Below are 13,099 nucleotides of genomic sequence, written 5' to 3'. Positions count from 1 at the left end.
CGCCGTTGCGCGCGTGGCGCGCCGGCAGCGTAGCGGCGCAGCACCCGCGCACCGGCAATACCGGCGGGACGGGCAGGACGGGCAGGACGGTCAAGCCAGCTGAGGCATGACCTCGCGGGCGATGAAGTCCAAGTGATCGAGGTCGGACAGGTCCATGATCTGCAGGTAGACGCACTCGACCCCGTCGTGGGCGAGGGCGCCGAGGCGGTCCACGACCTCGGACGCCGTGCCGGCCACGCCGTGCGCCCGCAGCTCGGCCGGTTCCCGGCCCACGGCCGCGGCCCGGCGAATGAAGTCGGCCTCGTCCGCGCCCGCGACGGCGATCAGCGCCGCCGAGTACACCAGCTCACGGGGATCGCGACCGATGGCCTCACAGGCAGCGCGCACGCCGGAGAACTTGACCGGGACATCCGCGAAGTCCGGGAACGGCAGGTTGAACTCGGTGGCGAAGCGGGCAGCCAGGGCCGGGGTACGCCTGGCGCCGCCACCGCCCACGATCACCGGGATGCGGGCCTGCACGGGCTTGGGCAGGGCGGGCGAGTCGACGAGCGTGTAGTGCTCGCCGGCAAAGCTGTAGCGGTCGCCGACCGGGGTCTTCCAGAGCCCGGTCACGATCTCCAGCTGCTCCTCGAGCATGCCGAACCGCCTGGCCGGGAACGGGATGCCGTAGGCCAGGTGTTCCTGCTCGAACCAGCCGGTGCCGAGGCCGAGCTCGACCCGCCCGCCCGACATCTGGTCGACCTGCGCCACCTGGATCGCGAGGATCCCCGGCGGACGGTAGGTCACCGACGAGACCAAAGTGCCCAGGCGGATGCGCCGGGTCTCCCGGGCGAGGCCCGCCAGGGTGGTCCAGGCATCCGTCGGCCCCGGCAGCACGGAAGCCGTGTCTCCCATCGCGAGGTAGTGGTCGGAGCGGAAGAACGCGTCGAAGCCGAGCGTCTCCGTGGCCTGGGCCACGGCGAGGATGTCGTCGTAGGAGGCACCCTGCTGCGGTTCGGTGAAAATGCGAAGTCTCATGCTCCCAATCTTGCCTCGGGCCGGTCGGCGCCGAAATCGAACAGCGCCGGCTGGGCCGGCTCCGGCACGGCCGGTTCGGGCACGGCCGGCTCCGGCACGGCCGGTTCGAATCCGCCGGGCAGGAACTCCACCGCGGGCAGCAGTGCGAAGCGCGTGCGCATGACCTGGATCGACTCGGGGTTCTGGTCCACCAGCACGAAGCGGCGGCCGAGGGCCGCGGCAACCGCGCCCGTCGTGCCGCTGCCGGCGAAGAAGTCGAGCACCCAGTCCCCCTCGCGGCTGGACGCCTGGATCATGCGGCGCAGGATGCCGACGGGCTTCTGGGTGGGATACCCGGTCTTCTCCTTGCCGGTGGGCGACACGATCGTGTGCCACCAGACATCCGTCGGCAGCTTGCCCTTCGCGACCTTCTCGGGGGTGACCAGACCGGGCGCCATATAGGGCTCGCGGTCGACCGTGGTCGAGTCGAAGTAGTATCGGGCCGGGTTCTTCACGTAGACCAGGATCGTGTCGTGCTTGGTCGGCCAGCGGTTCTTCGACTTCGCGCCGTAATCGTAGGCCCAGATCAGCTCGTTCAGGAAGCAGTCCCGGCCGAAGAGGGCGTCGAGCAACACCTTGGCGTAGTGCGCCTCGCGATAGTCGAGGTGCAGGTAGAGGGTGCCGTCATCGGCCAGGAGGCGCCAGGCCTCGATCAGGCGCGGCTCGAGGAAGGCCCAGTAGTCCTCGAACTGGTCGTCGTAGCCGAGCAGGTCACCCTTGATCCGCTCGTACCGCTGGCCCTTGAAACCGGTGATGATGCCCGCGGCGTCCGCACCCAGGGCGACGGATGCCGGGCTCGCCGGTGCGCGCACCGACGTCGTGGTCTGCCGGTTCTGCTTGCGCCCCGTGTTGAACGGCGGGTCCAGGTAGATCAGCGTGAAGGCCGCGTCGGGCAGCTGCGGCAGAACCTCGAGGTTGTTGGCGTGGACGACACGGCTGGGGGAGGAGGGAGACCACGCGATCGGCATTCCTACATTGTGTCAGGGAGCCTACGCTGAGGGGATGACACCAGATGCAGCATCCCCGGAAACGACCGGGGAATCCGACTCGGTCGTATTCCGTCACGAACCGGCCCTGGCCCGGTACACGCTCGAGTTCGCCGGCACCACGGTGGGCTTCGCCGACTACGAGGTCGCCGGCCAGGACGTGGTGTTCACCCACGTCGAGGTGGACCCGACGCACCGGGGCGAGGGGCTGGCGGGCATCCTCGTCGAGCAGGCGCTCGACGATGTGCGCACCCGCACCACCCTCACGGTCGTGCCGGTGTGCCCCTACGTCGTGCGCTGGATCGACCTGCACGCCGAGTACCAGGACCTGCTCACGGGCGGACGGTAGCCCGCATACCGACGGCCCCGTGGCCTAGGGAACCCGCCCGATCCACTCCTCGGTGCCGAACTTGGTCTCGACCAGCTCGGTCGCCCTGGCATATTCCGCCTCGGTGATCTCTCCGGCGACGGCGCCATAGAGCCCTGTGAAGGTCGCCTTCATCCGGTCGATGATCGCATCCCGGCTGAGGCCGGTCTGGCTGCGGAGCGGGTCGACGCGCTTCGCGGCGCTCGTGATGCCCTTGTCGCTGAGTTTTTCCCGGCCGATGCGGAGCACCTGCACCATCTTGTCGCCGTCCATGTCGTAGCTCATGGTGACGTGGTGCAGCACGGCGCCGCTGCCGAGACGTTTCTGCGCGGCCCCGCCGATCTTGCCCTTGGGGCTCGTGATGTCGTTCAACGGCTGGTAGTACGCGTCGATGCCGAGGGATTTGAGCGCCGTGAGCACCCACTCGTCGAGGAATGCATAGGAGTCGGCAAACGTCATGCCCTGAACGAGGTCGGTCGGTGCGTAGATCGAGTAGGTGATCACCGAGCCGGCTTCCATGAACATGGCGCCGCCGCCGCTGATCCGGCGCACGACGGTGAAGCCGTGCTTGGCGGCCTGGACCGGGTCGACCTCGTTCTTCAGGGACTGGAAGCTGCCGATGACGACGGCCGGCTCCGTCCACTCCCAGATCCGCAGCGTGGGGTTGCGGCGCCCCTCGCCGACCTCGATCGCGAGCACCTCGTCAAGCGCCATCTGCATGACGGGAGCGACAGCCTTGGTGTGGATCAGCTGCCACTCGTAGTCGCGCCAGCCGCTGGCCTGGGCGAGGGAGCGACGGATGGCCACCGCCACCGATTCGGGCGAGAACCCGAGCAGCGTGGCATGGGCCGGGAGCGCGGCGCGCACTGCGGCGGCGATGCTGACCGCGTCGCTGTCGGCGGACAGGCCGTTCACGGCCGCGTTGATGTCGCCAAGCGCACTGTCGGGCTCGAGGAAGAAATCACCGGCCAGCCGGAAGTCGACGATCGTGTTGTCAACGACATCGAGATCGACGACGACGAGCTTGCCGCCTGGAACCTTATATTCACCGTGCATGACGCCAGCCTAATCGGCGCGCACGGCAAAACGTTTGGCCAGCCACCCGATCAGGTCGTCGAAGACATCCTCACGGTTCGTCTCGTTGAACACCTCGTGGCGGGCACCGGGATAGATGATGATCCGGATGTCCCGAAGTCCCGACCGCCCGGAATAGGCCCGAACCAGCCTGCGAGCGCTGCGCTCCCCGCCCACGATGTCGTCACCGCCGACCAGGATGAGCAGCGGCAGGCCCGGCGGCAGGTCGCGGCCCGGCCTGCCGAAGAGGCGCGCCGCCTCCCGCAGCCCGAACAGCTTGGCCAGCGGGGTCGTGGTCGTGAGCGGGTCGGCGATGAAAGCACGGGCCACCTCTGGATCGCGGCTCAGCCACTCCACCCCGGTGTCGCCGAGGTGCTTGTGACGGCGGTTGAGGTCGCCGCTGTCCAGGTAGCCGGGCATCCGGTAGGCCGTGCCGCTGAGCACGACCGCATCGTAGTCGGAGGCGTGCGCGTTGACGATCATCTGCACCATGAAGGACCCCCAGCTGTGGCCGAGCAGCACGAGCGGCAGGTCAGGGTGAGTGGCGCGGATGATCCCACTCAGCTGGCGTACGCCGGCCACCGCCGCGCGCAGTCCGCCGGGGCCGAGGCGGCCGAGGCGGGACAGGTCGCCGTCGTACTGGTGCACTCCGGTCTGGCCGTGGCCGCGGTGGTCGTCGGCGTAGACCGTGTAGCCGGCCGTGTTCAGTCGGGTGGCGAGCTCCGCATACCGCTGCGCATGCTCACCGACCCCGTGAGCGACCTGCACGATGGCCCGCGGGCGATCGACCGGCCAGGTGAAATACGTGATCGAGACGCCAAAGTCATCCGTGTAGGTAGGCACGATGCCAGTCTGGCAGGACTCGCCCCGCGCGTCTCTGGATTCCGGTTGTTTGCCGTCGATCCTGAACTAGGCTGCGTGCAGGGAATACTTAGCAAGGCTAAGTGGTTAGGGTGGGTAGCTATGGAATCTTCACCGACATCTCACGTGCTTGCGCCGGAGGTCTCTCCTGGTCGACGTGCGACGGTAGCCGAGTTGAGTCATGATTTCCGGCTGGCCAACGGCCGGCTGGCCCGCCGCCTGCGGCAGGAGAAGGCCGACAATGAGCTCAGCTCGAGCCAGTTCTCGGCACTCGGCACCCTGTTTTTCCATGGCCCGTTCACCCTCCGCGAGCTCAGCGAACGCGAGCGGGTCACCCCACCGTCGATGAACCGCACGGTCAACGCGCTGGTCGACGCTGGCCTCGTGAACCGGGCCGGCTCTGCCGACGACGGCCGCAAGGTGGTGCTCACGGTGACCGACCAGGGGCGCACCCTGATGCGGGAGACGCGCAAACGCCGGGATGCCTGGCTCGCCCAGCGCATCGTCACGCTCAGCTCCGACCAGCGCCGGATCCTCACCGAGGCCGTCGACATCATGAAGGAACTCGCCAACAGTTGAACAACATGTTCCGCTCCCTGAGCATCCCGAACTATCGAATCTGGTTCGCGGGGGCCCTCGTGTCGAACATCGGAACCTGGATGCAGCGCACGGCCCAGGACTGGATCGTGCTGACCGAACTGACCGATTACAACGCCACCGCGGTGGGCATCGTGATGGCTTTGCAATTCGGGCCCCAGCTCGTGCTGATGCCCTGGTCCGGCCTCATCGCGGACCGGTTCAACCGGCGCAGACTGCTCATCCTGACGCAGACCCTGATGGGCCTGCTCGCCCTCGGCCTCGGTGTGATCACCGTCACCGGCGTCGCGGAGCTGTGGCACGTCTACCTCTTCGCCCTGGGCCTCGGGATCGTCGCGGCGATCGACGCCCCCGCCCGCCAGACCTTCGTGTCGGAGCTGGTCTCCGACAACGACCTCCCGAACGCCGTGGCCCTCAACTCCGCATCGTTCAACGGTGCCCGGCTGATCGGACCGGCCGCCGCGGGGCTGCTCACGGTCGCCGTCGGCGCCGGCTGGGTCTTCATGATCAACTCGGCGACGTTCGCGGCGACGGTGCTCGCGATGACTCTTCTGCGCACCGTTCAGCTGAGGCCGCAGCCGCGGGCCTCCCGCGAGCGGGGACAGCTGACGGCCGGCTTCCGGTACGTGTCCCGCCGGCCCGACATCATCGTCGTGCTGATCACCGTCTTCCTGGTGGGCACCTTCGGCTTCAACTTCGCGATCTTCACGGCGACGATGGCCACGGTCGAGTTCGGCATGGGTGCCAGCGAGTTCGGGCTGCTCAGTTCGATCATGGCCGTCGGCTCCGTCGCGGGCGCGCTGATGGCCGCCCGTCGCGGCCGGCCGCGGCTGCGTCTGGTCATCGTCGGATCCTTCGCGTTCGGCCTGTCCTGCGCCGTGGCCGCGGTGATGCCCAACTACCTGACCTTCGCGATCTCCCTGACCTTCGTCGGCCTGTCCTCGCTGACCCTGATGACCACCGCGAACGCCTACGTGCAGACCACGACGCGGCCGGCCATGCGCGGCCGGGTGATGGCGCTCTACATGGCGATCTTCGCCGGCGGCACGCCACTCGGGGCACCCCTGGTGGGTTGGGTAGCCGACCAGTTCGGCCCGCGCTGGGCACTCGGCGTGGCCGCGCTCTCGGGCCTCCTCGCGGCCGGGGCGGTGCTCTTCTGGATGGTGCGCTACCGCAGCCTGCGGGTACGGATCCGCCGGGGCGTGACCCCACGAGTGCGGGTGCACCACGACGGAGACGGCCGCACCGCCGAGACCGCCACCCGCGAAATCGCGATCGTCGAGGCCACGGCGACGCGCTAACGGAGTGAGACCTGACGAGCCTGGCGGCAGTTCTCCCCGAACGAATTCGACGGAGATTCTGCCCAAATCGTTGCCATAAGGCCCGAAAAGGCAGGTTTCGCTCAGATTCTCCGTCGAATTGGTTCAACACCGGACACCGCGCCCCCCTGTGCTGCACAGAGTCCGCGCAGCGCAGCCAGCTCCGAGTTCGCGGGGCGCAGCACAGCACATCGCTTGGCACCCACTCGGCTGACGGATGCCGGTCAGCGCACACCGTTCATCAGCCGCAGGATCGGTCGGGCGATCAGTGCGAGCAACAGCCCGAGCGCGATCGCGACCCCGCCGATCACGCTGAAGTAGACCGTCTCCGACACCGAGGTGTACCACTCGGCGAGCCAGCCGGACACCGCGGTGCCCAGGGCGATCGAGAGGAAGAACAGCGCGACCATCTGGGTCTTGAAGGGTTCCGGGGCGAGCCGCGTCGTGACGGCCAGGCCGACCGGCCCGATCAGGAGCTCCGCCACGGTGAGCACGAACAGGATCGCGATCATCGCGACCAGTGGCGTCGAATTCGGGCCGCCGTCGACGAACGGGAGGAACAGCAGGAACGCGGAACCCATCAGCGCGGTGCCGAACGCGAACTTCACCGGGGTGGACGGCTGGCGGGAACCCCAGCGCGTCCACAGCGCGGCGAAGGCACCCGAGAGCAGGATGATGAAGACCGGGTTGAACGACTGCACCCACGAGACCGGCAGCTCCCAGCCGAACACGTCGCGGTTGAGCCGTTCGTCGGTGTAGATGGTCACCACCGTGAACTGCTGCTGGGAGAGGGACCAGAACGCGGCACTGGCCACGAACAGCGGCATGAACGCGTAGACGCGTCTGCGCTCGAGGGCGGTGATCTGACGGTTGCGCAGGATGACCACGAAGTAGCAGACCGTGGCGATCAGAGTCAGCGCGATAACAATGGTGACCAGGCCGGATGCCGTGATCACACCGAGCAGGACCAGCACCACGATCACGGCGGCCGTTGCGATCGCGGCCCAGAGGTAGCTGGCGTGGCGCGACGCCGGCAGCGGGTTCGGCACCTCGTGCACGATGGCCGGCAGGCGCTTGCGGCCGAAGGAGTACTGCACCAGGCCGATCGCCATCCCCACGGCGGCGAGCCCGAACCCGTAGTGAAAGCCGAGGGTCGTCTGCAGCAGGCCGGTCAGGACCGGCCCGAAGAAGGCACCCAGGTTGATGCCGAGGTAGAAGAGCGAGAAGCCCGCGTCGAGCCGAGGGTCGTCCTTGGCGTAGAGCGCGCCCACGACGCTGGTCGCATTGGCCTTGAGCCCGCCGCTGCCCAGCGCGATCAGGATGAGCCCGGTCGCCACGCCGCCGAGGCCCGGCAGGAGCGCGAGCGCCACATGCCCTACCGCGATCACGATGGCGCTGAAGAAGAGCACCCGCTCCGAGCCCACCAGGCGGTCGGCCACCCAGGCTCCCAGGATGGTCGACAGGTAAACGCCGCCGCCGTAGGCCCCCACGATGCCTGCCGCGGTGGCCTGCGGGATTCCGAGGCCGCCGTCGGCCGCGGAGTAGTACAAATAGAGCAGCAGGATGCCCTGCATCCCGTAGAACGAAAACCGCTCCCACATCTCGACGCCGAACACGTTGGCAAGGGCGCGAGGCTGTCCGAGGAAGCTTCGGTCGTCACGGGTGGGGGATTGTTCAACAACCGAGCTCATTGCTTGACCTTACCGTGTGCCCCCAGACCTGGGGGCATCGGCCGGGTCGCGGCATCCGGCCCGGTGGCGCGGTACGATTTTGCCCGTACCGTTACGACGACCGGGAAGGGGCATCGTGGACACCTACTCGCTCGTTTCCCTTCTCAGCGAGGTGCTGACCCTGGTCGGCCTGGCCGTCGGCGGGGCACTCTTCGCGGCCGGTCTCGTCGCGCGCGGCGTGAAGGGTCGCTGGGTGCTGACGGATGGCGTCATCGCGTCCTCCCGGGCCGGAACGGTCATCCGCTGGTTCGACCGTGACGGCGAGGTGCACGAGTGCCCGGCGAACACACACGAGACGCACGGGCTCGCGCCCGGCGACGACGTGCCGGTCTGGTTCAGCCTCCGCACCCCCTCCCGGTGCCGCACCCACACCCCGGAGGCCGAGGGTAGGGCGCTGCGCCTGACCGGCCTGATCCTGCTCGGCATCGGCGCCGCGTCCGGCGTGCTCGGCATCGTGCTGCTCTTCATCTGAGATCCTCTGCGTTCGCACGGAGCCCGCCGCCGTGACCAGGCCCGTTCATGTTGAGTACAGGCGACCTCTCCACCCCGGCCACCTCCGGTTCGTAGCGTGGAAAACCGGGGGCAGACTGCCGCCGGTTCACGCAACACCAGGGGGAACACGCAATGCGCACAATCCTGCTCTCGGTGGCCGCCGCCGCCATCCTCGCCGGGGCCGTCACCGGGACGTTCGGAGCCTCGCCGGCCCGGGCCGCTCCCTCCGATCCGGGCACGCCGGCCGCCACAACCGCCGATCCGCCAGGTGGTGGTGTGGCACGACGACGTGATGACGTCCAGCAAATGCGCCGACACCGCGCCCGCGTTCCCCGGCGACCCGGCCTTTCCCTATGCCGACGACCGGGTGCGCGACCTGAGCCTGGCCGAGATCCGCACCCTGGACTGCGGCTACCAGCAGTTGCCGGGTTTCCCTGAACAGGCGAACACCCCCGGTAGCCGGATCGCGACGCTGGGCGAGGTGTACCAGCTGGTGCGCGACTACGACGCCCGCAAAGTGCACCTCAATGTCGAAACCAAGGTGGAGGTCTCCGGTCCTGACGGAGCCGAGGAGATGGCGGCCCTCACCCGCGCCGTCGTCGGTGAGATCGAGGCTTCCGGCATGGCGGATCGGTCAGTCCTGCAGAGCTTCGACTGGGCGTCACTGAACCTCACCCGGCAAATCGCCCCGGACCTGACCCTGGGGGCCCTGTCGAGCGGGGATTCCTGGCTGGGCGTCGGGCAGCCCGGATCCAGCCCGAACCTGGGCGGCATCGACATCGACTCCTACAACGGCTCCCTGGCCCAAGCGGCTGCGGCCCTGGGCTATGACATTGTCTCCCCCGCTTTCGCATCGGTCACGCCCGCTATGATCGCCGACGCCCACGGCCTCGGCCTCCCGGTCGTCCCGTGGACGGTGAACGAGACCGCGGACTTGACCAGCCTGATGGAGGAGGGAGTGGACGGCATCATCACCGACTACCCCGACCGCCTCCGCACGGTCCTCGAGGAGCGCGGCCTGAAGGTGCCGGCGGCGTACACCCGGTGACGGATGCGCCCCGGGCGCTGGTGCGCACCGGGCGCGTCGTGTAGCGTGTGGTCAGACCACACCGTCCGACGCGTGATCCCCCGCCGGGCACACCGCATGCCACCCCAACGTCGAGGAGGACCCCGTGAGCATCGAACGCCGTGCCTGGGAAGTCGTGTTGCAGAGCATCGAGCGGGATCTCCTCAGTGGGCGACTAAGCCCGGGTGACCATCTTCCGCCCGAGCGGGCCCTCGCCGCAGAGCTGGGCGTCGGACGGTCCAGCGTGCGTGAGGCCATCCGGGTGCTCGAAGTACTCGGGCTGCTTCGCACGTCCGCCGGGTCGGGGCCCACGGCGGGTGCGATCATCGTGGCCCTGCCCGGCGGCGGCATGTCGGCGCTGATGCGTCTGCAGGTGGCGGCGCAGGGGTTTCCCGTCGCTGACGTGGTCAAGACCCGGCTGGTCCTCGAGGCCTCGGTCGTGACCGAGCTGGCGGAGGCATCCGCCCAGGCCAGTTCCACCATGGACGCCAACGCCTCCCTGCACCCCGACCTGACGACGCCCGAGCTGCTGCTCTGCGCCATGGAGTCTCCCGCGCTGACCGAGGGGGAATTCCTGGCCCTCGACGCCGCGTTCCACCTGGCCCTGGCCACCGCATCGGGTAACCAGGTCGTGACCGCCACGATGGCGGGGCTGCGCAGTGCCATCGAGGGCTATGTGCGGGCGGGGGCGACCAGCCTCGCTTCCTGGCCCGACACCTCCGCCCGGCTCCGCGCCGAACACCGCGCGATCCTCGGCGCGATCGTGGCCGGCGATCCCCCGGCCGCCCGCAGGCTCGTACAGTCCCATATCGCGGGTTACTACGCGGAAACCCACCTCGCCAACCACCTGCCCGACCTCTTCGCCAACGACCACACGGATGCCAACGGGCACCCGGTGGCCCGATAGAAAGGACCCTTCGACCATGGTTCAACGACGCATCCCGAAGATCAAAGACCTTGCCCCGCTGATGCACTTCAAGACCCCCGAGCTGAACGCGAAGAAGCGCCGCCTCGAGGGCGCGCTCACCATCTACGACCTCCGCGACATCGCCAAGAAGCGCACCCCCAAGGCCGCGTTCGACTACACCGACGGCGCCGCCGAGGCCGAGCTGTCGCTGGGCCGTGCCCGCCAGGCCTTCGAGGACATCGAGTTCAACCCGTCGATCCTGCGGGACGTGTCGGCCGTGTCGACCGGCTGGGACGTGCTCGGCGCCCCGGTGGCCCAGCCCTTCGGCATCGCCCCGACCGGGTTCACCCGGATGATGCAGACCGAGGGTGAGATCGCGGGCGCCCACGTCGCGGCCCGGGCCGGCATCCCCTTCTCCCTGTCGACCATGGGCACCACGTCGATCGAGGACGTCAAGGCCGCGAACCCCCACGGGCGCAACTGGTTCCAGCTCTACATGTGGAAGGACCGCGACCGCTCGATGGCGCTCGTGGACCGGGCCGCGAAGGCCGGCTACGACACCCTGCTGGTGACTGTGGACGTGCCCGTGGCCGGCGCGCGCCTGCGCGACAAGCGCAACGGTTTCTCGATCCCGCCGGCCCTGACCGCCGGAACGGTCATCAACGCACTGCCGCGGCCGGAGTGGTGGATCAACTTCCTCACCACCGAACCGCTCGCCTTCGCCAGCCTCGACCGCTGGAGCGGCACAGTCGCCGACCTGCTCGACACGATGTTCGACCCCACCGTCACCTTCGAGGACCTGGCCTGGATCAAGGCGCAGTGGCCGGGCAAGATCGTCGTCAAGGGCGTACAGAGCCTGGCGGATGCGCGCACGCTCGCCGACCTCGGCGTGGACGGCATCATCCTCTCCAACCACGGCGGGCGCCAGCTCGACCGCGCCCCGATCCCGTTCCACCTGCTGCCGCACGTCGTGCGCGAGGTCGGTAACGAATACGAGGTGCACCTGGACACGGGCATCATGAGCGGCGCCGACATCGTCGCGTCCGTCGCCCTCGGCGCCCGCTTCACCCTGGTCGGCCGCGCCTACCTCTACGGCCTGATGGCCGGCGGCGAGGCCGGCGTCGACCGGGCCGTCCAGATCCTCTCCGAGCAGGTCTCCCGCACCATGCGACTGCTCGGCGTGAACAGCCTGGAGGAGCTCGAGCCGGGCCACGTCACCCAGCTCGCACGCCTCGGCCGCATCGCGCAGCCGGTGGCGGCATCCGTCGGCGTGTAGCGCCGTGGCCGCCCGCCCGGCCGAACCTCGGCGAGTGTCGCCGTTTGTGCCGAGCTGACCCGTTCCCGCGGGTCGACTCGGCACAGGCGGGACAACTCGGCGGCTCGGCTACGCGGCGGCGAGCTCCGCGAGCACGGCGGCCAACTGCTCGACCGCCCAGTCGAGGTCGGCCTCGGAGACCACGATCGGCGGGGCCAGCCGGATGGTGAAGCCGTGGGTGTCCTTCGCGAGCAGGCCGCGGGCCAGGAGGGCCTCGCAGACCACCCGGCCGGAGGCCAGCGTCGGGTCGATATCGATGCCGGCCCAGAGGCCGGCGCCACGCACGGCCACGACGCCCTGGCCGATCAATCCGGTCAACCCGTCGTGCAGGCGGGCGCCGAGAACGCGCGCTCGCTCCTGCAGTTCGCCGGTGGCCAGCAGTTTCACCACGGCGAGGCCGACGGCCGCCGCCAGCGGGTTGCCGCCGAAGGTCGAACCGTGCTCGCCGGGGCGGAGCACGCCGAGGATGTCCCGATTGCCGACGACCGCCGAGACCGGCACGATGCCGCCGCCGAGTGCCTTGCCGAGCAGGTAGAGGTCAGGAACGACGCCCACCAGGTCGCAGGCGAAGGTCGCGCCCGTGCGGCCGAGGCCGGACTGGATCTCGTCGGCGATGAACAGCACATTGTGGCGGTTCGTGATTTCGCGCACGGCCGGCAGGTAGTCGGCCGGCGGCACGACGATGCCGGCCTCGCCCTGGATGGGTTCGAGCAGCACCGCGACCGTGTTCGCGTCGATCGCGGCCTCGAGGGCCGCGGCGTCCCCGTAGGGAACCGTGCGGAACCCCGGCGTGAACGGCCCGAAATCCTTACGGGCCGACTCGTCGTCAGAGAAGCTGATGATCGTGGTGGTGCGGCCGTGGAAGTTCTCCCCGGCCACGATGATGTTCGCCATCCCGGCGGCGACGCCCTTGACCCGGTAGCCCCAGGCGCGGGCCACCTTGATGCCGGACTCCACCGCCTCGGCGCCCGTGTTCATCGGCAGGACCATGTCCTTGCCGGAGAGCTCGGCGAGCGCGGTCACGAACGGGCCGAGCTGGTCGTTGTGGAAGGCGCGGCTGGTGAGCGTGATGCGGCCCAGTTGCTCGCGAGCGGCGTCCAACAGGAGCGGGTTGGAGTGGCCGAAGTTGACCGCGGAGTACGCGGCCAGGCAGTCCAGGTAGCGGCGGCCGTCGACATCCGTCACCCACGCGCCGTCGCCGGACGCGACGACCACGGGCAGCGGATGATAGTTGTGGGCCGCGTGCTCGTCTTCCAGCGCGATATACGCGGCCGGTCCGAGCGCGGCGGCCGGGGCGGTGGCCTGGTCGGTCATCTGGTCGGTGGCCTG

At 69.2% G+C, this 13,099-nt stretch carries 13 protein-coding genes; 7 read left to right on the top strand and 6 right to left on the bottom strand.

All coding sequences use genetic code 11. The annotated features are described in order from the left end of the window. Positions 1 to 90: 90 nt before the first annotated feature. Both E3O22_RS05945 and E3O22_RS05940 read right to left on the bottom strand, forming a co-directional pair. Positions 91 to 1,017, bottom strand: coding sequence for an LLM class F420-dependent oxidoreductase (locus E3O22_RS05945; RefSeq protein WP_174722044.1), 927 nt, complete (start codon positions 1,015 to 1,017; stop codon positions 91 to 93). Then, on the bottom strand, positions 1,014 to 2,024 hold the full coding sequence (locus tag E3O22_RS05940; protein WP_134394403.1) for a site-specific DNA-methyltransferase: 1,011 nt from the start codon (positions 2,022 to 2,024) through the stop codon (positions 1,014 to 1,016). Before E3O22_RS05940 ends, E3O22_RS05945 begins: the two co-directional genes overlap by 4 nt. Before the next feature lie 34 nt (positions 2,025 to 2,058). Here E3O22_RS05940 and E3O22_RS05935 point away from each other — a divergent pair, with 34 nt between their 5' ends. After that, positions 2,059 to 2,391, top strand: a complete 333-nt coding sequence (locus tag E3O22_RS05935; RefSeq protein WP_134394404.1) for a GNAT family N-acetyltransferase — start codon at positions 2,059 to 2,061, stop codon at positions 2,389 to 2,391. 24 nt (positions 2,392 to 2,415) lie between these two features. On the opposite strand, the gene E3O22_RS05930 is transcribed toward E3O22_RS05935, so the two are convergent. Then, complete coding sequence (locus tag E3O22_RS05930; RefSeq protein ID WP_104170055.1) at positions 2,416 to 3,465, bottom strand: biotin/lipoate A/B protein ligase family protein; 1,050 nt, start codon at positions 3,463 to 3,465, stop codon at positions 2,416 to 2,418. 9 nt (positions 3,466 to 3,474) lie between these two features. Further along, on the bottom strand, positions 3,475 to 4,326 hold the full coding sequence (locus tag E3O22_RS05925) for an alpha/beta fold hydrolase (RefSeq protein WP_134394405.1): 852 nt from the start codon (positions 4,324 to 4,326) through the stop codon (positions 3,475 to 3,477). Between the two features lie 192 nt (positions 4,327 to 4,518). Here E3O22_RS05925 and E3O22_RS05920 point away from each other — a divergent pair, with 192 nt between their 5' ends. Continuing rightward, the gene (locus E3O22_RS05920) at positions 4,519 to 4,923 is read left to right on the top strand and encodes a MarR family winged helix-turn-helix transcriptional regulator (protein WP_241973293.1); all 405 of its coding nucleotides are present in this window, start codon (positions 4,519 to 4,521) and stop codon (positions 4,921 to 4,923) included. A 5-nt stretch (positions 4,924 to 4,928) separates the two neighbouring features. Further along, the gene (locus E3O22_RS05915) at positions 4,929 to 6,242 is read left to right on the top strand and encodes an MFS transporter (protein WP_134394407.1); all 1,314 of its coding nucleotides are present in this window, start codon (positions 4,929 to 4,931) and stop codon (positions 6,240 to 6,242) included. 242 nt (positions 6,243 to 6,484) lie between these two features. On the opposite strand, the gene E3O22_RS05910 is transcribed toward E3O22_RS05915, so the two are convergent. Beyond that, complete coding sequence (locus E3O22_RS05910) at positions 6,485 to 7,951, bottom strand: peptide MFS transporter (protein ID WP_134394408.1); 1,467 nt, start codon at positions 7,949 to 7,951, stop codon at positions 6,485 to 6,487. 115 nt (positions 7,952 to 8,066) lie between these two features. On the opposite strand from E3O22_RS05910, the gene E3O22_RS05905 reads away from it, so the two are divergent. The 4 genes from E3O22_RS05905 (at position 8,067) to E3O22_RS05890 (ending at position 11,731) form a co-directional block, all read left to right on the top strand. Beyond that, positions 8,067 to 8,462, top strand: coding sequence for a sortase (locus tag E3O22_RS05905; protein WP_134394409.1), 396 nt, complete (start codon positions 8,067 to 8,069; stop codon positions 8,460 to 8,462). A 96-nt stretch (positions 8,463 to 8,558) separates the two neighbouring features. Then, a complete protein-coding gene (locus E3O22_RS05900) occupies positions 8,559 to 9,530 on the top strand; it encodes a glycerophosphodiester phosphodiesterase family protein (RefSeq protein WP_347232321.1) in 972 nt (323 codons plus the stop codon). 124 nt (positions 9,531 to 9,654) lie between these two features. Then, positions 9,655 to 10,455 carry a FadR/GntR family transcriptional regulator gene (locus tag E3O22_RS05895; RefSeq protein ID WP_134394411.1) on the top strand — a complete coding sequence of 267 codons (801 nt, stop codon included), beginning with the start codon at positions 9,655 to 9,657 and terminating at the stop codon, positions 10,453 to 10,455. Positions 10,456 to 10,471: 16 nt separating this feature from the next. After that, positions 10,472 to 11,731, top strand: coding sequence for an alpha-hydroxy acid oxidase (locus tag E3O22_RS05890; protein WP_134394412.1), 1,260 nt, complete (start codon positions 10,472 to 10,474; stop codon positions 11,729 to 11,731). 108 nt (positions 11,732 to 11,839) lie between these two features. Here E3O22_RS05890 and rocD read toward each other — a convergent pair whose 3' ends face one another. Beyond that, a complete protein-coding gene (rocD, locus tag E3O22_RS05885; RefSeq protein WP_166784578.1) occupies positions 11,840 to 13,084 on the bottom strand; it encodes an ornithine--oxo-acid transaminase in 1,245 nt (414 codons plus the stop codon). Between the last annotated feature and the right edge of the window lie 15 nt (positions 13,085 to 13,099).

This window comes from Cryobacterium sp. TMT2-18-2 (genome assembly GCF_004402245.1).
GTDB classification, from domain to species: Bacteria; Actinomycetota; Actinomycetes; order Actinomycetales; family Microbacteriaceae; genus Cryobacterium; species Cryobacterium sandaracinum.
The sequence above is the reverse complement of the archived record's forward strand: the minus strand, read 5'-3'. Positions and strand labels throughout refer to the sequence as shown.

Excerpts from the sequence above, each read along its gene's own strand:
- E3O22_RS05945 (WP_174722044.1), bottom strand. The coding sequence starts at position 1,017 with ATGAGACTTCGCATTTTCACCGAACCGCAGCAGGGTGCCTCCTACGAC.
- E3O22_RS05940 (WP_134394403.1), bottom strand. The coding sequence starts at position 2,024 with ATGCCGATCGCGTGGTCTCCCTCCTCCCCCAGCCGTGTCGTCCACGCC.
- E3O22_RS05935 (WP_134394404.1), top strand. The coding sequence starts at position 2,059 with ATGACACCAGATGCAGCATCCCCGGAAACGACCGGGGAATCCGACTCG.
- E3O22_RS05930 (WP_104170055.1), bottom strand. The coding sequence starts at position 3,465 with ATGCACGGTGAATATAAGGTTCCAGGCGGCAAGCTCGTCGTCGTCGAT.
- E3O22_RS05915 (WP_134394407.1), top strand. The coding sequence starts at position 4,929 with ATGTTCCGCTCCCTGAGCATCCCGAACTATCGAATCTGGTTCGCGGGG.
- E3O22_RS05910 (WP_134394408.1), bottom strand. The coding sequence starts at position 7,951 with ATGAGCTCGGTTGTTGAACAATCCCCCACCCGTGACGACCGAAGCTTC.
- E3O22_RS05890 (WP_134394412.1), top strand. The coding sequence starts at position 10,472 with ATGGTTCAACGACGCATCCCGAAGATCAAAGACCTTGCCCCGCTGATG.
- rocD (WP_166784578.1), bottom strand. The coding sequence starts at position 13,084 with ATGACCGACCAGGCCACCGCCCCGGCCGCCGCGCTCGGACCGGCCGCG.